The organism is Erwinia aphidicola (assembly GCF_024169515.1).
GTDB classification, from domain to species: domain Bacteria; phylum Pseudomonadota; class Gammaproteobacteria; order Enterobacterales; family Enterobacteriaceae; genus Erwinia; species Erwinia aphidicola.
In genome coordinates this window covers 2,732,416-2,750,870 of sequence record NZ_JAMKCQ010000001.1, presented here as the reverse complement: position 1 = coordinate 2,750,870, position 18,455 = coordinate 2,732,416, and the positions used below count along the sequence as shown (strand labels likewise).

At 56.8% G+C, this 18,455-nt stretch carries 17 protein-coding genes; 5 read left to right on the top strand and 12 right to left on the bottom strand.

Annotation, left to right across the window (positions count from 1 at the left end):
- Positions 1–74: 74 nt before the first annotated feature.
- The 3 genes from rcsF (at position 75) to proS (ending at position 2,994) form a co-directional block, all read left to right on the top strand.
- Complete coding sequence (rcsF, locus tag J2Y91_RS12720) at positions 75–479, top strand: Rcs stress response system protein RcsF (protein WP_048915017.1); 405 nt, start codon at positions 75–77, stop codon at positions 477–479.
- Positions 476–1,183 carry a tRNA (N6-threonylcarbamoyladenosine(37)-N6)-methyltransferase TrmO gene (gene tsaA / locus J2Y91_RS12715; protein ID WP_133624397.1) on the top strand — a complete coding sequence of 236 codons (708 nt, stop codon included), beginning with the start codon at positions 476–478 and terminating at the stop codon, positions 1,181–1,183. Before rcsF ends, tsaA begins: the two co-directional genes overlap by 4 nt.
- A 92-nt stretch (positions 1,184–1,275) precedes the next feature.
- Positions 1,276–2,994: a proline--tRNA ligase gene (gene proS, locus J2Y91_RS12710; protein WP_253538497.1), complete on the top strand. Its 1,719-nt coding sequence runs from the start codon at positions 1,276–1,278 to the stop codon at positions 2,992–2,994.
- A gap of 65 nt (positions 2,995–3,059) precedes the next feature.
- Here proS and J2Y91_RS12705 read toward each other — a convergent pair whose 3' ends face one another.
- The 3 genes from J2Y91_RS12705 to J2Y91_RS12695 form a co-directional block, all read right to left on the bottom strand.
- Entirely contained in the window at positions 3,060–4,916 is a 1,857-nt protein-coding gene (locus J2Y91_RS12705) for a M48 family metallopeptidase (RefSeq protein ID WP_253538494.1), read from the bottom strand.
- A gap of 418 nt (positions 4,917–5,334) precedes the next feature.
- Entirely contained in the window at positions 5,335–5,751 is a 417-nt protein-coding gene (gene arfB / locus J2Y91_RS12700; RefSeq protein WP_048915013.1) for an alternative ribosome rescue aminoacyl-tRNA hydrolase ArfB, read from the bottom strand.
- Entirely contained in the window at positions 5,748–6,302 is a 555-nt protein-coding gene (locus tag J2Y91_RS12695; RefSeq protein WP_048915012.1) for a YaeQ family protein, read from the bottom strand. The genes arfB and J2Y91_RS12695 overlap by 4 nt, the downstream gene beginning before the upstream one ends.
- Positions 6,303–6,434: 132 nt before the next feature.
- On the opposite strand from J2Y91_RS12695, the gene J2Y91_RS12690 reads away from it, so the two are divergent.
- Complete coding sequence (locus tag J2Y91_RS12690; protein WP_099754171.1) at positions 6,435–6,644, top strand: YaeP family protein; 210 nt, start codon at positions 6,435–6,437, stop codon at positions 6,642–6,644.
- On the top strand, positions 6,622–6,885 hold the full coding sequence (gene rof, locus J2Y91_RS12685) for a Rho-binding antiterminator (protein ID WP_048915011.1): 264 nt from the start codon (positions 6,622–6,624) through the stop codon (positions 6,883–6,885). The genes J2Y91_RS12690 and rof overlap by 23 nt, the downstream gene beginning before the upstream one ends.
- A 42-nt stretch (positions 6,886–6,927) precedes the next feature.
- On the opposite strand, the gene J2Y91_RS12680 is transcribed toward rof, so the two are convergent.
- From J2Y91_RS12680 to lpxB, 9 genes are all read right to left on the bottom strand, one after another.
- Complete coding sequence (locus J2Y91_RS12680) at positions 6,928–7,242, bottom strand: c-type cytochrome (protein WP_048915010.1); 315 nt, start codon at positions 7,240–7,242, stop codon at positions 6,928–6,930.
- 19 nt (positions 7,243–7,261) lie between these two features.
- The gene (gene tilS, locus J2Y91_RS12675; protein ID WP_253538491.1) at positions 7,262–8,563 is read right to left on the bottom strand and encodes a tRNA lysidine(34) synthetase TilS; all 1,302 of its coding nucleotides are present in this window, start codon (positions 8,561–8,563) and stop codon (positions 7,262–7,264) included.
- Between the two features lie 98 nt (positions 8,564–8,661).
- A complete protein-coding gene (locus J2Y91_RS12670) occupies positions 8,662–9,057 on the bottom strand; it encodes a VOC family protein (protein WP_253538488.1) in 396 nt (131 codons plus the stop codon).
- Between the two features lie 80 nt (positions 9,058–9,137).
- A complete protein-coding gene (locus J2Y91_RS12665; RefSeq protein ID WP_253538485.1) occupies positions 9,138–11,288 on the bottom strand; it encodes a lysine decarboxylase LdcC in 2,151 nt (716 codons plus the stop codon).
- Between the two features lie 70 nt (positions 11,289–11,358).
- The gene (locus tag J2Y91_RS12660; protein ID WP_253538481.1) at positions 11,359–12,084 is read right to left on the bottom strand and encodes a hypothetical protein; all 726 of its coding nucleotides are present in this window, start codon (positions 12,082–12,084) and stop codon (positions 11,359–11,361) included.
- Positions 12,085–12,204: 120 nt separating this feature from the next.
- Positions 12,205–13,164: an acetyl-CoA carboxylase carboxyl transferase subunit alpha gene (gene accA, locus J2Y91_RS12655; protein ID WP_048915006.1), complete on the bottom strand. Its 960-nt coding sequence runs from the start codon at positions 13,162–13,164 to the stop codon at positions 12,205–12,207.
- 12 nt (positions 13,165–13,176) lie between these two features.
- Entirely contained in the window at positions 13,177–16,659 is a 3,483-nt protein-coding gene (gene dnaE / locus J2Y91_RS12650; RefSeq protein ID WP_062818111.1) for a DNA polymerase III subunit alpha, read from the bottom strand.
- 30 nt (positions 16,660–16,689) lie between these two features.
- On the bottom strand, positions 16,690–17,313 hold the full coding sequence (gene rnhB / locus J2Y91_RS12645; protein WP_099754172.1) for a ribonuclease HII: 624 nt from the start codon (positions 17,311–17,313) through the stop codon (positions 16,690–16,692).
- A complete protein-coding gene (gene lpxB / locus J2Y91_RS12640; protein ID WP_133624406.1) occupies positions 17,310–18,455 on the bottom strand; it encodes a lipid-A-disaccharide synthase in 1,146 nt (381 codons plus the stop codon). Before lpxB ends, rnhB begins: the two co-directional genes overlap by 4 nt.

Below are 18,455 nucleotides of genomic sequence, written 5' to 3'. Positions count from 1 at the left end.
TGATGCTCTCCGCTTGTTATTTCCGTTCCAGCTTGCTTCAATAACGCCACTTTATCGATCATGAGGATTTTCCCATGCGTTTTTTACCGCTCTGTTTGTTAGCGCTGACGCTGACAGGGTGTTCGTTATTCCCTAAGCCCTATGAGCCTGTTAAACCTTTTCCGCAGTCAACGCAGACCGATGCTTCCCAGGCGAAACCTGCCGCGCGCCCTGCCCCGGTAAAACTGTATACCGATGCTGCTGACCTGGTGAGCAAGCCTTTCCGTGACCTGGGTGAAGTGTATGGCGACGATTGCCAGAGCAGCTCACAGGACTCACCGCCGAATCTCGCCACCGCGCGTAAACGTATGCAGATTCGGGCATCCGCTATGAAAGCCAACGCTGTGCTGGTGCATAAATGTGAGATCGTCACCGCTGCGCAGGGCTGCTATCGTCAAGCGATTTGCCAGGGCTCCGCACTGAAAGTCAGCAATCAATGAGTGGATTCTCCTTCTCCCAGATTGGTGTGATCCACTCTCCGTGGAAGGAAAAGTTCGCCGTTCCCCGTCAGCCTGGTTTGATTCAGGATGGCGGTGGAGAACTCCACTTCGCAGCGCCGTATAACCACCCGGAAGCCGTGCGCGGCCTGGAAGCGTTCAGCCATCTGTGGCTGCTTTTTGTCTTCCATCAAACGATGGAAGGCGGCTGGCGCCCAACGGTCAGGCCCCCGCGCCTGGGCGGTAATGCCCGCATGGGCGTGTTTGCCACCCGTTCGACCTTCCGCCCTAACCCCATCGGCATGTCGCTGGTCGAGTTAAAAGGTATTCGCGTTGACAAGCAGCAGGTGATCCTCGAACTCGGCAGTCTGGACCTGGTCGACGGCACGCCGATCGTCGATATCAAGCCGTACCTCCCCTTCGCTGAGGCGCTGCCCGATGCTCGCGCCGGATTTGCCCAGCAGGCTCCGCAGGCAGACATGCCGGTGAGCTTTACGCCTGAAGCGCAGCAGCAGCTGGCTCTGCATCTGCGCCACTATCCCCACCTTGAGCGTTTTATTCAGCAGGTACTGGCGCAGGACCCACGTCCGGCCTATCGTAAAGGGGAAGAGCCCGATCGCGAATACGCCGCCTGGCTGCTGGAGTTCAACGTGCGCTGGCGCGTTACGCTTAGCGGCACCGAAGTAATTGCCATCGACCCACGTTAATTTCTTCCGGCATCTTTTGAGTCACCTGTCACGCTGGTACACTAGCGTCCACGTTTTTTTTGGCTCTCTGCGTTCATATGGAATCGTAACTCATGCGTACTACTCAATATCTGCTCTCCACACTTAAGGAGACACCTGCCGACGCTGAAGTGATCAGCCACCAGCTGATGCTGCGCGCCGGGATGATCCGTAAACTGGCTTCCGGCCTGTATACCTGGCTGCCGACGGGTTTGCGCGTGCTGAAAAAAGTCGAAAATATCGTGCGCGAAGAGATGAATAACGCCGGTGCGATTGAGATTTCCATGCCGGTGGTGCAGCCAGCGGATTTGTGGCAGGAGAGTGGACGCTGGGAGCAGTACGGCCCGGAACTGCTGCGTTTTGTTGATCGTGGCGAGCGTCCGTTTGTTCTCGGCCCAACGCACGAAGAGGTGATCACCGACCTGATCCGCAACGAGCTGAGCTCTTATAAGCAGCTGCCGCTGAACCTGTTCCAGATCCAGACTAAATTCCGTGATGAAGTGCGCCCGCGCTTTGGCGTGATGCGTTCACGTGAATTCATCATGAAGGATGCCTACTCGTTCCACACGACCCAGGAGTCGCTGCAGGAAACCTACGACGCCATGTATCGCGCCTACAGCCAGATCTTCACCCGCATGGGTCTGAATTTCCGTGCGGTGGATGCCGACACCGGTTCGATCGGCGGCAGCGCTTCTCACGAGTTCCAGGTGCTGGCACAGAGCGGTGAGGATGATGTGGTGTTCTCTACCGAGTCAGACTACGCGGCAAATATGGAAAAAGCGGAGGCCGTTGCTCCTGCTGCTGGCCGCGCTGCTGCGACTCAGGAGATGACGCAGTTCGCTACGCCGAACGCCAAAACCATCGCTGAGCTGGTTGAGCAGTTTAATCTGCCGATCGAAAAAACCGTGAAAACGCTGATGGTAAAAGCCACCAAAGAGAGCGGCCATACGCTGGTTGCCCTGCTGCTGCGCGGCGACCACGAGCTGAATGAAATTAAAGCTGAGAAGATTGATATCGTTGACGCGCCGCTGACTTTCGCCACGGAAGAAGAGATCCGTGCGCTGGTCAATGCAGGTCCAGGTTCACTCGGCCCGGTCGGTCTGAATATGCCGATCGTTGCGGACCGTACCGTTGCGGCAATGAGCGACTTCAGCGCGGGTGCCAATATTGACGGTCAGCACCTGAAAGGCATCAACTGGGAACGCGACCTGCCATTACCACGCGTGGCCGATCTGCGTAACGTGGTTGAAGGCGATGCCAGCCCGGACGGAAAAGGCACGCTGCTGATCAAACGCGGCATCGAAGTGGGCCATATCTTCCAGCTCGGGACGAAGTATTCCGAAGCGATGAAAGCCTCGGTACAGGGTGAAGATGGCCGTAACCAGATTATGACCATGGGCTGCTACGGTATTGGTATTACCCGCATCGTGGCCGCTGCCATTGAGCAGAATCACGATGAGCGCGGCATCATCTGGTCCCCGGCGCTGGCACCTTTCCAGGTGGCTATCCTGCCAATGAACATGCAGAAGTCGTTCCGCGTCAAAGAGCTGGCGGAAGAGCTGTACAGCACGCTGCGTGCCAAAGGCATTGATGTGATTCTGGATGACCGCAAAGAGCGTCCGGGCGTGATGTTTGCCGATATGGAACTGATCGGCGTGCCGCACACCATCGTCATCGGCGACCGTAATCTCGACAGCGAAGAAGTGGAATACAAATCACGCCGTGAAGGTGAGAAGCGTATGATCAAAACCAATGAAATCGTTGATTTCCTGGTGAGCGAGCTGGCGGTTTAAGATTCCCCCCGCTGAGCCACACGTTCAGAGATAAAAAAGCCACCGCATGCGGTGGCTTTTTCTTTTTAGCTGAGCGCTGTCAGAGCCTGGTCTTGCTCCTGTAGCGCCCGCATCGTCTGATGGCGCTGCCAGTAGTGACTCAGGGTGTATTTAAACACCTCAATATCCTTCTTCAGGCCAGGCAGACGGATCTCACTGCGTTTTTTACCCGCTGAAGTAGGCTGAACGTGTTGCAGGTACAGCACGTCAGTGCCAAAGCGGCGAATCACATTGATATTTTTGATGTTATCCCACGGCAACAACTCGGCGGTCAGTGGCTTTACAATCCCCTGATACGCGATCTCAATCTGGCTACCATCTTTCAGCGTCCAGGCAACCGGCGGGAAATGCTTCAGTACCAGCGCCGTCTCTTCCTCTCCCTCAGGCAAATAACGCCATGCCAGGCTGACTTCATGGGCGGAAGAGAAGTCACGCTCATATTTCTGCCACAGATGTTGCTCAATCTCTGCCGCTACCGGCATCAGGTCAACCCAACTCTCCGTCGGTAATTGCGCCGCGATCGCGGCGTAGCCGGTTTCATCCACCGTATAGCCGACGTTGCGCATACGGTCTGCCAGCGGTGGGTGTGAATCAAACGGGTGCGGCACATTCTGTTCACGCATCATGCTGATAAAGTCCGGTGAACTGACGTGCTGTGGCAGGCCCTGAGCAATCGCTTTGCTGATACCCAGTTCATTCTGATGCAGGGTTTTATTATCAAACAGGGTCTGCTCAACTTCGCTGCGATAGCTGGCATAAGCAGAGATTTTAATCAGGGATTCGACAATCGCCGCAGGGGCAATCAGGCTGGCGGCATTACGGTCGGCAACGAATTCACGCTGGCGGCTGTTGCGCTGCCACGCCAGTTCAAACAGCATGCGATAGAGGCAAAGGGGATAATAGACCATCACCGTAGAGATATCTTTTCTCATCAGATGGAGGTACTGATCAAAACGATGGAGCTTCGGCCCCAGTAAGGCACCTGATGCCGTATCGCCTGCATGCAGATGGGTTAACTCATGCACCATGACGCCATCAGCCTGCGCGGTAGTCAACTGGCGCAGCAACGGGATGCTGACATACAGCTTGCGGCCGTCAAGGGCCTCTCCTTCGAGGCTCAAAGGTGCTTCGGTCACATAAAAGTTGGTATCGATACCGGCAATAATATGGTCCGGTGGTGCCGTTCCGACCTGCGAGGCCAGCGTATCAATGCGCGCCCACAGAGCCGGCGCTGCCTCACGCGTCACCACATCGCCTTCAACATCCTCTTCCGGCGGCAGCTTTTTGAAGATGCCCCTGATCATATAGTACATCGCAACCAGCACCAGCAGCCCCATCGCCATCACCAGCTTCGGATAATAGGTTTGGGTAAAGAATGCCGTTCCCCAGAAGGAGAGCCAGACCAGCATTCCCCCCTGAACCAGCACTTCCAGCGCACTCGCCAGCATCAGGAACGGACGTGCCAGCGTCAGGCTTTGCAACTGACCCTGACGACTTTTAAATGCCAGCATGCTGAACAGCACAATCATGCCCAGCATGACGACGCCGCCCACCAGCGTCCAGAAGGCCACTTTATCGATCATCCAGAACTGCCACAGCTCTGATTTCTCCGCACAGACGGCACTCTTATAGTCGAGCAGATCATCCGGCACTGGGCCACACGCGCTGGACGGCGGGTTCTGTTGCAGGAAAGTGGTGAGTTTATTGACGTCCTGGCCCTGACCACGTGCATCATCAATAAAGAGCGCACTGTATTCCTGATCCAGTTGACGCGTGCCATATTCGGCAAACAGCAGCGTAATAGTGGGGATGAGAAAAAGCGTGACTAAAAGCCAGAGGAATACCCGGGTATATCCTTTTTTCAATGCCGTTAATTCGTTCAAGATATTAAACTCGCAATTTGTGTGTTAAAAGAAAAAGCTGCTTATATCAGGCAATAGCGAAAGAGAGATCTCTCTGCAGAATGAAAAATGGCGTGAGATCCTTCTCTGGTCATGCGTCAGCTATATTAAAACTTAGGGGAGTCAACACGACCATAAGACAATATTTTAACAGGTGCAACAAGAGGTTAACGTTGCTTTAGGATTATTTACCTGGCGCAGGAAAACAGTGCAGTTGCAGAACGGGGAATACTCTGCAACGGAAGAGATTAATTTGAGTTAATTGCAGATAAGACCTTTTAAATCACCCGGTATTATTGGCGGAATACCGTTCCGGCATTGACAGTAACTTGCGGTTATTCGCCGTCAGATGATTGAGAACAGCAGCTTTCAGCGTCGCTGCGGCAAAAAAATAAACAACTCAGTCGCCGCGCACTTTGCCGCGCAGCGATTTGGTCGAAGCTTTGCGCGCTTTACCTTCCAGCCGACGTTTTTTGGACGCCATCGTCGGGCGCGTTGCCCGGCGGGTCTTCTCCACCACGGTGAGTTCAACAATCAGATTTTCCAGCCTTTTCAGCGCGGCTTCACGATTCATCTCCTGGCTGCGATACTCCTGGGCCTTAATAATCACCACCCCTTCCGGGGTGATCAGATGGTGGCTAACCGCCAGCATACGCTGCTGATAAAACTCAGGCAGGCTGGAAGAGCGAATATCGAAGCGCAGGTGGATCGCCGTCGAACTCTTATTCACGTTCTGGCCACCGTTGCCCTGCGCTCTGATCGCGGTGATCTCGATTTCGGCATCCGGAATAGTGACGTTACGTGATAAAACAATCATGTGCGCTTTCCGGCATCCAGCCACTGCTCGAACTGAATTTCCAGATGATGACTGTTATCTGACAACCAGATAGTGCCATCCTGAATAGTGGCCTGCAGCGTCATCGAACGCGAGGCCAGCTGCACCAGGGCGCTGAGCTGCTCGTCGCTGATATAACGAATGGTCAGGTTATCATGCTGGGTCAACTTATTCTGGTTCTGCTGCCACCACGGCTGAGCGGCGCGCCCGTTGTAGGTATACAGCCAGACGTGCTGCGAGCGGCTACAGGCCTTTTTGATTCGGCGCTCTTCCGGCAGGCCGAGATCGACCCAAACATCAATGCCGTTATGGTCGTTCAGCTGCCAGATTTCCGGCTCATCTTCCGCGCTCAGGCCGCGGGTGAAGGTCAGGCGTTCGTTGGCATGAACCAGCCATGCCAGCAGGCGCAGCATCAGCCGCTCTTCCGTTTCCGAAGGGTGACGTGCCAGCGTCAGCGTGTTGTCGATAAACACGTTACGGTCCATGTCGGCGACATTGACGGTAGCTTTATAAATCGTAGCTTTAAGTGCCATGAGGTTCCTTATTTCAATTCGCGCCTATTGTAACCTGATGAGTGAGCAAATCACCCGCTTGCGGGCTGATTTCCGATAAATGGCTGTGCTATAGTCGGATAATCGCCAGAGAAAACTCTGAAGGAGGTGCATGTGCCAAAGTATTGTGAGTTAGTTCGCCAAAAATATGCCGAGATAGGCAGTGGCGATCTGGGATACGTGCCGGACGCATTAGCGTGCGTGTTGAAAGCACTTGATGAGGTAGCGGGTAATCCTGAGCTACACTCTTCCATCAGGGAACAGGCAGCCTTTGCTGCCGCAAACTTATTGGTGAGCGACTATGTTGACGAACGAAGCGTATAAACCGATCAACTGTGATGACTACGACAATCTGGAACTCGCCTGCCAGAACAGCTGGCCCCTGTCGCTGACGCTGAAAAATGGCGAACAGCTGACGGCCAAAGCTAAAGATATGGTGTCGCGCAAAAACGTTGAATACCTCAGCATTGAGATCAATGGCGAGGAGCGCCAGCTGCGCCTCGACCATATCGACACCTTTAGCCACCCTGACCTGGGTACTGTAAAGGTCAGCGAGTCCGATTAAGCCCCGTTTTAGCCTGGCGGATCGACGATCCGCCTCTTCATCCTAAGGTTTCAAACCCGCGTAATACGCCGCCAGATCGGCTATATCCTTATCGCTTAGCCCGGCAACGAAGGCCTTCATGACTTCCGCCTGCCCGCCGCTGCGCGCACCGCTTTTGTACGCCTGTAAAGCCTGTTCAAGATACGCCTCATGCTGCCCGGCAAGGTTGGGATAGACTGGCGCAGCCGCTTTGCCGTCGGCGCCGTGGCACGCCATGCAGCGGGCTGATTTCTCCTGCCCGGCGCTGCTGTTGCCCGCGCCGAGCGCAGGCAGGCTGCACGCCAGCAGCATCAGCGCCAAAAGTCGGGTACTCATCATTGATCTCCAGTCAGTTATTTTAGCGGCACCAGTGCAGATGCCAGCAGGCTTCATTTTCCAGCGGCGCGCCCTCGCGGGTGACAAACACGCCAATGGCGGCAATCAAACGATCGCCATAAAAAAGTAACGGGGTGCGCTCACGCAGCCAGGGCGCAACGGCCAGCTCCTGCCACAGCTTTTTCAGCGGGCGGCTGCCTGCACGCCCCTGGATGTGAAAAGCCCCCTGCGCCTGAAAACGAATAGTGACCGCTTCAGCGGGCTGCGGCGCACGCAGCGCAATGCCATGCGCCCCCAGCTGCAGCTGGCCCAGCCCGTCGGGCAGCGCTAATGGCTGCCACGGTGGCGGCCAGTTCAGGCGGATCTCACGCAGCGGCGGGTAAAGCGGTAGCCAGTAGAGGCGATCGCGGAAGCGGCGGATTTGATGGCTGCCCATCCGCAGGCGCGGCTCTGCATCCTCACGGCTGCATGCCACTTCCTGCCAGAGCCGCTGTAATGCCTCGCGCGACGGCATGCTGGCATGATGAGTGGCGATCCAGCGCCGCAGCAGCGCTGCCCGCCGTGCATCGCTCATCTCCAGCAGCGGCGCAATCGACAATGCCCCCTGCTCGTCCACCAGCAGGGCCAGCGATTCGGCCAGCAGCTCGTCAAGCAGCTGCTCCTGCTCGCCGCACAGCGCGGCGCTGCGTGCCACGGCGCTGGTAAAATGCGGCCAGCGGTCATTGAGTAACGGCAGCACCTTTAAACGCAGGAAGTTGCGGTCATAGCGCGGGTCCTGATTGCTGTCATCCTCAATCCATGACAGCTGGTGATGCTGCGCCCACGCTTCCAGCTGGCTGCGGCTTACTGCCAGCAGCGGCCGCAGATGGCGATGTTGCCCCAACCAGTGCTGCTGGGGCATCGCGGCCAGACCCGCCGGGCCGCTACCGCGCTTCAGGGCCAGCAGCACCGTTTCACTTTGGTCATCAAGGTGCTGGGCGGTCAGCAGCGCCTCGTCCGGCAGCAGCAGCTGGCTGAACGCGTCGTAGCGCGCGGTGCGGGCCGCGGCTTCGATCCCGCCTGCGCGCGCATCAATCTGCACTCTCACCACCTCAAGCGGCACCTGCCACTGCGCGCACTGCTGCTCACAGTGTGCCACCCAGCTATCCGCCAGCGGATTCAGCCCGTGATGGATATGAACCGCCCGCAGCTGCAGCTCCGGCCGCTGGTTTCTCAGCAGTACCAGCTGATGCAGCAGCACGCTGGAATCCAACCCACCACTGTAGGCCAGCAGCACAGCAGGCTGTGACGCAAGTGCGCGTTCAAGATGGGCGATGGCAGACATGGGCGTTCCTGCAATAATGAAAAGGCTTAAATTGCCGAATATGACCGGGGTGAATGCACGCAGCTCACGCAGCTGCGGCTTCAAGAATGACGGCTATTTTAAGCCTGGTAGAGTTCCAGCGGCAACCCATCCGGATCGTTAAAGAAGGTAAAACGCTTACCGGTCAGGGGGTCGATGCGGATCTCCTCACAGCGCACGCCGTGGGTTTCCAGCTGCTGCTTCGCGGCGTCAATATCATCGACGCTGAAGGCCAGATGGCGCAGACCACAGGCTTCCGGCTGCGTCGGGCGCGCGGGTGGCTGCGGGAAAGAGAACAGCTCAATCGTATAGTCACCGTTCAGCGCCAGATCCCCTTTCCACGAATCACGCGCCTCACGGTAGACTTCTTCCATCAGGGTAAAACCGAGGATATTGCAGTAAAAATCGCGGCTGGCCGGATAATCCCGCGCAATAATCGCGATGTGGTGCACTTTTTTTAACTGTAAACCTGACATACCTGCTCCTGTTAAACACTTCTCCGTCACGTTATCCGGCCCCCTTCGATAGCGCAATGGCATGATTCTGGAAAGCGCTATCAGAGCATGGCATCCGCTTTCAGCACCCGCACCAGATACTGCCCCTCGTCGGTCAGCGTCGCGCCGTGAATATCGGTTTCAAAGCCCGGATAGTGCTGCCCAATGGTACAGAGCATCAGCAGGAAATCGAGCACCGCCCGGCTCTGTTCGGTAATCACCTCCCCTGGCATTACCACAGGCACGCCCGGCGGGTAAGGCAGGATCATATTGGCCGAGATGCGCCCGACCATTTCGCTCAGCGGCACGGTCTCAACATTGCCCTTCACCTGCTGCTGGAAAGCCTGATGCGGCGTCAGCTTCATCTCCGGCAGCGTGGCAAAGGCCTGCAGCATCAGGCGCGGCAGATCGTGCTGGCGGATCAGGCTATGGATCCCCTGCGCCAGATCCTGAATGCGCGTATGACGGTAGAAGTCCGGATCCTCAGCATACAGATCCGGCAGCATATTCTTCACCCGCAGGTTGAGATCGTACGCGCGTTTGAACTCGGTCAGCCCGCGCAGTACGCTCATCGCCTTGGTTTTATCAATGCCGATGCTGAACAGGAACAGCAGATTGTACGGCCCGGTTTTCTCCACCACCACGCCGCGCTCATCGAGGAACTTCGCCACCAGCGCCGCCGGGATCCCCTGTTCCGCCATCTCGCCCAGCTCGCTCATACCCGGCGTCAGGATCGTCACCTTGATCGGGTCGAGGTACATATGGTCGGCATCAGCATCGCGGAAGCCGTGCCACTCCTCTTCACCGGGCTGAATAGGCCAGCACTCCGGTTCATCAACCCCTTCCGGCTGCCAGATATCAAAGAACCATCCGTCCGACTCTTCACGCAGGCGCTGTACTTCGCGGCGGAAATGCAGCGCCCGCTCCACGGAACGGTTAATCAGGCGCTTGCCGGGATTGCCGCGCAGCATCGCGGCGGCAGTCTCTATCGAGGCGACAATCGCATAGTTTGGCGAGGTGGTGGTGTGCATCATGTAGGCTTCATTAAAGGTCTGTTCGTCGTACTCGCCTTTAATGTGGATCAGCGAAGCCTGCGAGAACGCCGCCAGCAGCTTGTGCGTCGACTGCGTTTCGTAGATCACCTTGCCCGGGGTGCGCTCGCCGCTCATGCCGCTCAGCCCCTGATAGATCGGGTGGAAGTTGGTGTACGGCACCCACGCAGAATCGAAGTGGATCGACGGCACGTCCAGCGTCTCTTTAATGTACTGCGTGCTGTACAGCAGCCCGTCATAGGTGGAGTTAGTGATCACCGCATGCACCGGCCAGCTGGCGTGCGGCGTTTGCGCCACTTTCAGCGCGATACTCTCTTTGGTGAATTCGCGTTTAGGGATGCCGCCGAGGATACCGAGCGCGTTACGCGTCGGTTTTAGCCAGATAGGAATAATGTCGCTCATCATCAGCAGATGAGTCAGTGACTTGTGGCAGTTGCGATCCACCAGCATCGTGCTGCCCGCCGGAGCAGCGTACATGCCGACGATTTTGTTCGACGTTGAGGTACCATTTGTCACCATATAGCTCTGCTCCGCGCCGAAGGTACGGGCAACATACTCCTCAGCCTCAAGATGCGGGCCGGTATGATCGAGCAGCGAACCCAGCTCGGTGACGGAAATAGAGACATCTGCTTTCAGCGTGTTCGCGCCAAAAAAGTCATAAAACAGGCTGCCAACCGGGCTTTTCTGGAAGGCCGTTCCCGCCATATGCCCCGGGGTACAGAAGGTGTACTTGCCCTCTTTGACATAGGTAAATAGCGCTTTGGTCAGCGGTGGCGTAATGGTATCGATATATTCATCGGTATAGTGGCGGATGCGCTGCGAGATCTCTTCGGCGGCGCTCAGCGCATACTCGAAGAACCACAGGGTCATGCGCATTTCGTTAATGCTGACGTCCATCGTCGAATGAGTATTGATAAAGGCATACAGCGGCAGGTATTCATTTAGCTGGTTGATTTCGCTGCACAGTTCGAGGCTGTGCTCGTCCCAGTCGAACACCACGCCGCAGATACGCGGATTATGCTCAATCAGTTTTAGCAGGTCGCTGGCATCGTGCGGATAGATGGTCTGAAAGCCCTGGAGTTTTAATGCGGCGTCAAGCTCTCGGATGGGTTCATCTTTATAAAAGGCGTTTTGCGGTCCCACGATCGCGATAATATTCAATGCTTATCTCCTGCTGTAGGGACGAGGCACGCCTCGTCCGATACATAATCAAAACATAAGCATAGCGGATTTAGCCCTGCGGGTAAGCCTTCGCAATGTTTGCCTGCGCACTCATCGCCAGCTGGGCGGCGACATCCTGCAGCACATAGAGGTCGCGGCGACGCGTCCAGCTCTGGTCAGAGTGCACATCGTACCAGGCTGGCAGGCCAATGCCCCTCGGAGCAAATCCCTTCACCTTGCGCCCGGCACAGGTGAGAATGCAGCGCTTGACGTGGTCGCGATGACCGATCACTGCGGCCTTGCCCATCGAAGCCGGATCGTTGTGGTAATACTTCTCGACGATCTCCTGCACCACGCCGTCAGTGCTCAGGTACACCAGCTTGCCTGTGTCATTCCAGTAGGGTTCGATCGAGATAATATCTTTACGCGGGATGTACGAAAACTCCGGCTCATACAGGCAGCGGGCAATTTCCCACTGCACAAACATCGGCAGGTGTTTTTTATGCCAGACGGCAGCACAGCAGCGCGCCAGCTCTCTATTCATCGGCCCCGGCAGCGCCAGCTTGTCAGGATCATGCTCGGCGTTTGGACGGTTACCAAAGGCAAAAGCAATCAACAGGCTGGCCTCATGAATAAAGCCTGAAGGCGGGGTCATATTAAAACCGGCATCGGTGATAAACGGCGCCAGAATCTCTGCGGTACGGCGATCGCACAGCTGCTCGCTGAGCTTATGGATGGCCTCGTGTTCAAAGTTAGCGCACTGAGAGGCACAATGGGTGAGAGGTTGATTTTCCATCTTATGTTTCTTCCTGTGGTTGAGAGGAAACCTAAGACTAAAGTAAGGAGGGGCAGGCGACCACGCGCCAGGAGATGGCACAACGTAAAGCAGGGGCGCGGTGTGCCGCGCCCCACAGAATCAAGCGTAACCGTAGCTCATCAGACGCTGATAACGACGGTCCAGCAGTTCGGCTTTGGTCAACTTATCCAGCTCGGCCAGGTCGGACAGCAGCTGAGCCTTCATCGTTGCGCCAATCGCCAGCGGGTCGCGATGCGCGCCACCCAATGGTTCAGGCAGCACGGTGTCGATCAGCTTCAGCTCTTTCAGGCGCGGGGCGATAATGCCCATCGCTTCCGCCGCCAGCGGTGCTTTATCTGCGCTTTTCCACAGAATAGAGGCACAGCCTTCCGGCGAGATCACCGAGTAGGTGCTGTACTGCAGCATGTTGACTTTGTCACCCACGCCGATAGCCAGTGCACCACCGGAGCCGCCTTCACCGATAACGGTACAGATCACCGGAACCGTCAGGCCAGACATCTCACGCAGGTTACGGGCGATGGCTTCAGACTGACCGCGCTCTTCTGCACCGACGCCAGGGTAAGCTCCCGGGGTGTCGATAAAGGTGATGATCGGCATGTTAAAACGCTCGGCCATCTCCATCAGACGCAGCGCTTTACGGTAGCCTTCTGGCGCTGGCATACCGAAGTTACGACGGATCTTCTCTTTGGTTTCACGCCCTTTCTGATGACCAATGATCATCACCGGACGGCCTTCCAGACGCGCAATACCCCCGACGATAGCTTTATCATCAGCGTAGGCACGGTCGCCCGCCAGTTCGTCAAAGTCGGTAAACACATTGCGGACATAGTCCAGCGTATACGGGCGCAGCGGATGACGCGCGAGCTGCGCGATCTGCCAGGCACCTAAATCGGAGAAGATTTTACGTGTCAGCTCCACGCTTTTATCGCGCAGACGCTGAACTTCTTCATCCAGATTAATATCCAGTTTTTCATCGTGACGGCCAACCGACTTAAGCGAATCGATCTTCGCTTCAAGTTCTGCGATTGGCTGTTCGAAATCCAGGTAATTAAGACTCATAATAATCCTGTTTTAGTCAAACTCCAGTTCCACCTGCTCCGATCCTATCAACGACCGAAGATCGTTCAGCAAACGATCGCTCGGCGACACGCGCCAGGTTGCACCGAAGCGCAACTTCGCCCGCGCATCCTCTCTCTGATAGTAGAGATGTACCGGAATTGTCCCCGAACGATGGGGTTCCAGGGATTGACGGAGACGGTTCAAAAGCTGGTCATCAATTTGCCTGTCCGTCAGCGAGATAGCAAGCCCGCGCGCATATTTTTCGCGTGCTTCATCAATGTCCATCATATCGCGGGCCATCATTTTAAGCCCGCCGTTGAAGTCATCGAAGCTGACCTGCCCGCTAACGATCAGGATACGGTCCTTCTCCAGCATATGCTGGAACTTATCTAACGCATCTGTAAATAACATCACTTCCAGACGACCGGAACGGTCATCCAGCGTGCAGATGCCAATACGGTTGCCGCGCTTTGTCACCATTACGCGGGCCGCCACCACCAGACCGGCTGCGGTGGTCATTTTACCACGCTCGGTCGGGTGCATGTCTTTCAGGCGCTGTCCACCGACATAGCGCTCAATCTCTTTCAGATACTGGTTGATGGGGTGGCCGGTCAGGTATAGCCCTAACGTCTCACGCTCCCCATCCAGCTGAATCTGTTCCGGCCACGGCGTGACGTCGGAATAGGATTTCTCGACCTGCTCTGGCGCTTCGGCCAGCACGCCGAACATATCGGCCTGGCCAATCGCTTCCGCTTTCGCGTGCTGATCGGCGGCTTTCAGCGCATCAGGTAGCGCGCTCATCAGCGCCGCACGGTGCGGGCCTAAGCGGTCAAACGCCCCGGACATAATCAGCTTTTCCAGCACCCGCTTATTCAGCTTTTTGGTGTCGGTACGCGCACAGAGGTCAAACAGCTCGCGGAAATAACCGCCTTCGTTACGCGCTTCGATTATCGCCTCGATCGGGCCTTCACCGACGCCTTTAATTGCGCCGATGCCGTAAACAATTTCGCCGTTCTCGTTGACGTGGAACTGATACTGCCCGGAGTTAATATCCGGCGGCAGCACCTTCAGCCCCATGCGCCAGCACTCATCCACCAGCCCGACCACCTTCTCGGTGTTGTCCATGTCGGCGGTCATTACCGCTGCCATAAACTCGGCCGGGTAGTGCGCTTTCAGCCACAGCGTCTGATAAGAGACCAGCGCATAGGCGGCGGAGTGCGATTTGTTAAAACCATAACCGGCGAATTTCTCCACCAGGTCGAAAATCTTGATCGCCAGCTCACCGTCGATGCCGCGCGCTTTCGCACCGTCTTCAAAGCCGCCACGCTGCTTAGCCATCTCGACCGGGTTCTTTTTACCCATCGCACGGCGCAGCATGTCCGCGCCGCCCAGGCTGTAACCCGCCAGCACCTGAGCAATCTGCATCACCTGTTCCTGATACAGGATAATGCCGTAGGTCGGCTCCAGCACCGGTTTCAGCGACTCATGCTGCCACTGAATGTCCGGGTAGGAGATCTCTTCACGCCCGTGCTTACGGTCAATAAAGTTATCTACCATGCCCGATTGCAGCGGACCGGGGCGGAACAGGGCGACCAGCGCGATCATATCCTCGAAGCAGTCGGGCTTCAGGCGTTTGATCAGATCTTTCATGCCGCGTGATTCGAGCTGGAACACCGCTGTGGTTTCCGAGCGTTGCAGCATATCGAAACTTTTTTTATCTTCAAGCGGAATCGCCGCGATATCGATCGGCGGCTCGCCCTCTTTTTCACGCCTGGCGTTAATCATCGCCAGCGCCCAGTCAATGATGGTCAGCGTTCGCAGCCCCAGGAAGTCGAACTTCACCAGCCCGGCATATTCCACATCATTTTTATCAAACTGGGTAACCGGATGATTACCGTTTTCGTCACAGTAAAGCGGGGCAAAATCGGTAATTTTAGTCGGCGCGATCACCACGCCGCCGGCGTGTTTACCGGCGTTACGCGTCACGCCTTCCAGCTTGCGCGCCATGTCGATCAGCGCCTTAACCTCTTCATCTGCCTCATAGATTTCCGGCAGCTGTGGTTCAGCAGCAAAGGCTTTTTCCAGCGTCATGCCCGGGTCAGGCGGCACCAGTTTCGAAATGCGGTCGACGAATCCGTACGGGTGCCCCAGCACGCGCCCTACGTCGCGGATGACCGCTTTCGCCGCCATGGTCCCGAAGGTAATAATCTGCGATACCGCCTGGCGACCGTACATATCGGCCACGTGCTCAATCACCAGATCGCGCTTCTCCATGCAGAAGTCGACGTCAAAGTCGGGCATCGAAACACGTTCCGGGTTGAGGAAACGTTCGAACAGCAGGTCAAACTCCAGCGGGTCGAGGTCGGTAATTTTCAGCGCGTAGGCCACCAGAGAACCGGCACCGGAACCACGTCCCGGCCCCACGGGCACGTCGTTATCCTTCGACCACTGGATGAATTCCATCACGATCAGGAAGTAGCCCGGGAAGCCCATCTGGTTGATCACGTTAAGCTCAATTTCCAGACGTTCATCATATTCTGGCCGCTTTTCGCGGCGTACCTGCTCGTCCGGGAACAGGAACGCGAGGCGCTCTTCCAGCCCCTCGCGCGATTTCATCACGAGGAAATCTTCGGTGCTCATTTCCCCGGTCGGGAACTGCGGCAGGAAGTATTCGCCAAGGCGAATGGTGACATTGCAGCGGCGGGCTATCTCAACGCTGTTTTCCAGCGCTTCAGGGATGTCCGAGAACAGCTCGCACATCTCCTCTTCCGTGCGCATATACTGCTGCGGGCTGTAGCTGCGCGGGCGTTTCGGGTCGTCCAGAGTGAAACCATCATGAATGGCAACGCGTATTTCATGCGCGTCAAAGTCTGACTCCTGCAGGAAGCAGACCTCGTTGGTGGCCACCACCGGGATGCCGTTGGCAATCGCCAGCTCCACCGCGGCGTGCAAATAGGTCTCTTCGTCCTGACGACCGGTACGGATCAGCTCAAGGTAGTAGCGATCGGCAAAATGTTGCTGATAAAACGCCAGACAGTCGGCAACCAGCGCCGTGTTGCCGCGCAACAGCATTTTGCCAACATCGCCACGACGCCCGCCGGACAACAGAATAATCCCCTGCTGATGTTCAACCAGCCAGTCGCGATCGATCGTTGGGCCTGCCGGACCATAGCCGCGCTGGTAGGCGCGCGAGATCAGCAGCGTCAGGTTTTGGTAGCCTTCGTTATCCGCTGCCAGCACGGTGATATGCGACAGCTCGTCCCCCATGGCTTCACTGGCAACATTAAAATCAGCGCCGATAATCGGCTTCATGCCCTGACCGTGAGCCGTGCCGTAAAACTTCACCAGGCCGCACAGGTTGGTGAAGTCGGTAATCGCAATCGCCGGCATTCCCAGTTTCGCCGCGTTTTTCACCAACGGGCCCGTTTTGGCTAGCCCATCGATCATGGAGTAGTCGCTGTGAACGCGTAAATGAATAAAACGAGGTTCGGCCATCTGGGATTCCGTTAAAACTAGGGATGAAAATTACAGCGTGCGGACTACCGACGCGCTGACTTCGGCATCCAGCAGCGCATTGCGCACCGGGGCAAAACTGCGGCGATGCTGCGGAGTCACGCCATGCTGCGTCAGTTTTTCCATATGCAGCGCGGTTGGATAACCTTTGTGCTGAGCGAAGCCATATTCAGGATACAGCAGATCGAGCTGTGCCATCTCACGGTCGCGCGTCACTTTTGCAATAATCGAGGCGGCGCTGATTTCGCGCACCAGACTGTCGCCCTTCACCACGGCCTGGCTCGGCATCGGCAGCGGCGGGCAGCGATTGCCGTCAATCAGCACAAAGTCCGGCGTCAGGTGCAGACCGGCAACCGCACGCTGCATTGCCAGCATGGTGGCGTGCAGGATATTGAGCTGGTCAATCTCTTCCGGCTCGGCACGGCCCAGACTCCAGCTTAACGCTTTCTCGACGATCTCATCAAACAGCGCCAGACGGCGTTTTTCCGACAGCTTTTTCGAATCGGCGAGCCCGATAATCGGACGAGCCGGATCGAGGATCACCGCGGCGGTGACCACGGCGCCCACCAGCGGACCACGCCCTACCTCATCAACGCCGGCAATCAGCGCAGCATTAGGGTAAATAAATTCACTCACGGGCATAACTCCAGTACGGCAGCGGCGGCCTGTTCGTCGGCATTCCAGCGGATCTGGTGGTGCAGCTCGGCAAAGGTTGCCAGCAGCCGATCGCGCGTTTCACCGGCAGCCAGCAATGGCTCTAACGCAGCGGCCAGCTGCTCAGGCTGGCACTCATCCTGCAGCAGCTCTTTCACCAGTTCTCGCCCGGCCAGCAGGTTCGGCAACGAGACATAATCGGTTTTCACCAGACGTTTCGCCAGCCAGAAGGTAAATGGCTTCATGCGATACCCCACCACCATCGGGCATTTTGCCAGCATGCACTCCAGCGCGGCAGTGCCGGAAGCCAGCAGTGCGGCATCGCTGGCCACCATTGCGGCGCGGCCTTTGCCGTCCAGCAGGTGCATCGGCAGATCGGGGGCAACTTCGGCTTTAATCGCTTCAAACTGTTCGCGCCGCTTGGGGTTCACCAGCGGCACGACGATCTCCAGCTGCGGATATTTCGCCCGCAGCAGCATCGCCGTCCGCAGGAAGTCAGCGCTGAGCATTTCAACTTCTGCCCCGCGACTGCCCGGCAGCAGAGCCAGGCATACTGCATCTGACGCAATACCCAGCTCGCGGCGTGCCGCCTGTTTATCCGGTTCAATCGGCATCGCATCAGCCATGGTATGGCCGATAAAACGACAGGGAACGTTGAAGCGATCGTAGAAGGCTTTTTCAAACGGCAGGAACGCCAGCACCAGATCGGTGGAGCGGCCAATTTTGTACACGCGCTTCTGGCGCCACGCCCAGACCGAAGGGCTGACGTAATGAATGGTACGAATACCCTGCTGTTTCAGCTTCCCTTCGAGAGTGATATTGAAATCAGGGGCATCAATGCCGACGAAAACATCCGGCTTCAGGGCGGTAAAGCGGCGGGTCAGGTCGCGGCGGATGTGCAGCAGGCGACGCAGACGGCCCAGCACCTCAACGATGCCCATAACCGCCAGCTCTTCCATCTCATACCAGGCTTCACACCCTTCGGCCTGCATCAGCGGGCCGGCAACGCCGACAAAACGTGCGTCAGGATGCTTCTCTTTCAGCGCGCGGATAAGACCGGCACCAAGAATATCGCCGGAGGTTTCTCCGGCGACAAGGGCAATCGTTAAGGGATGCTTTGGCAT

What these genes read in the sequence shown, in the direction of transcription:
- rcsF (WP_048915017.1), top strand. Translation starts at nt 75, where the DNA reads ATGCGTTTTTTACCGCTCTGTTTGTTAGCGCTGACGCTGACAGGGTGT.
- tsaA (WP_133624397.1), top strand. Translation starts at nt 476, where the DNA reads ATGAGTGGATTCTCCTTCTCCCAGATTGGTGTGATCCACTCTCCGTGG.
- proS (WP_253538497.1), top strand. Translation starts at nt 1,276, where the DNA reads ATGCGTACTACTCAATATCTGCTCTCCACACTTAAGGAGACACCTGCC.
- arfB (WP_048915013.1), bottom strand. Translation starts at nt 5,751, where the DNA reads ATGATTGTTTTATCACGTAACGTCACTATTCCGGATGCCGAAATCGAG.
- J2Y91_RS12695 (WP_048915012.1), bottom strand. Translation starts at nt 6,302, where the DNA reads ATGGCACTTAAAGCTACGATTTATAAAGCTACCGTCAATGTCGCCGAC.
- rof (WP_048915011.1), top strand. Translation starts at nt 6,622, where the DNA reads ATGTTGACGAACGAAGCGTATAAACCGATCAACTGTGATGACTACGAC.
- J2Y91_RS12680 (WP_048915010.1), bottom strand. Translation starts at nt 7,242, where the DNA reads ATGATGAGTACCCGACTTTTGGCGCTGATGCTGCTGGCGTGCAGCCTG.
- tilS (WP_253538491.1), bottom strand. Translation starts at nt 8,563, where the DNA reads ATGTCTGCCATCGCCCATCTTGAACGCGCACTTGCGTCACAGCCTGCT.
- J2Y91_RS12670 (WP_253538488.1), bottom strand. Translation starts at nt 9,057, where the DNA reads ATGTCAGGTTTACAGTTAAAAAAAGTGCACCACATCGCGATTATTGCG.
- J2Y91_RS12660 (WP_253538481.1), bottom strand. Translation starts at nt 12,084, where the DNA reads ATGGAAAATCAACCTCTCACCCATTGTGCCTCTCAGTGCGCTAACTTT.
- accA (WP_048915006.1), bottom strand. Translation starts at nt 13,164, where the DNA reads ATGAGTCTTAATTACCTGGATTTCGAACAGCCAATCGCAGAACTTGAA.
- dnaE (WP_062818111.1), bottom strand. Translation starts at nt 16,659, where the DNA reads ATGGCCGAACCTCGTTTTATTCATTTACGCGTTCACAGCGACTACTCC.
- lpxB (WP_133624406.1), bottom strand. Translation starts at nt 18,455, where the DNA reads ATGCCAAAGCATCCCTTAACGATTGCCCTTGTCGCCGGAGAAACCTCC.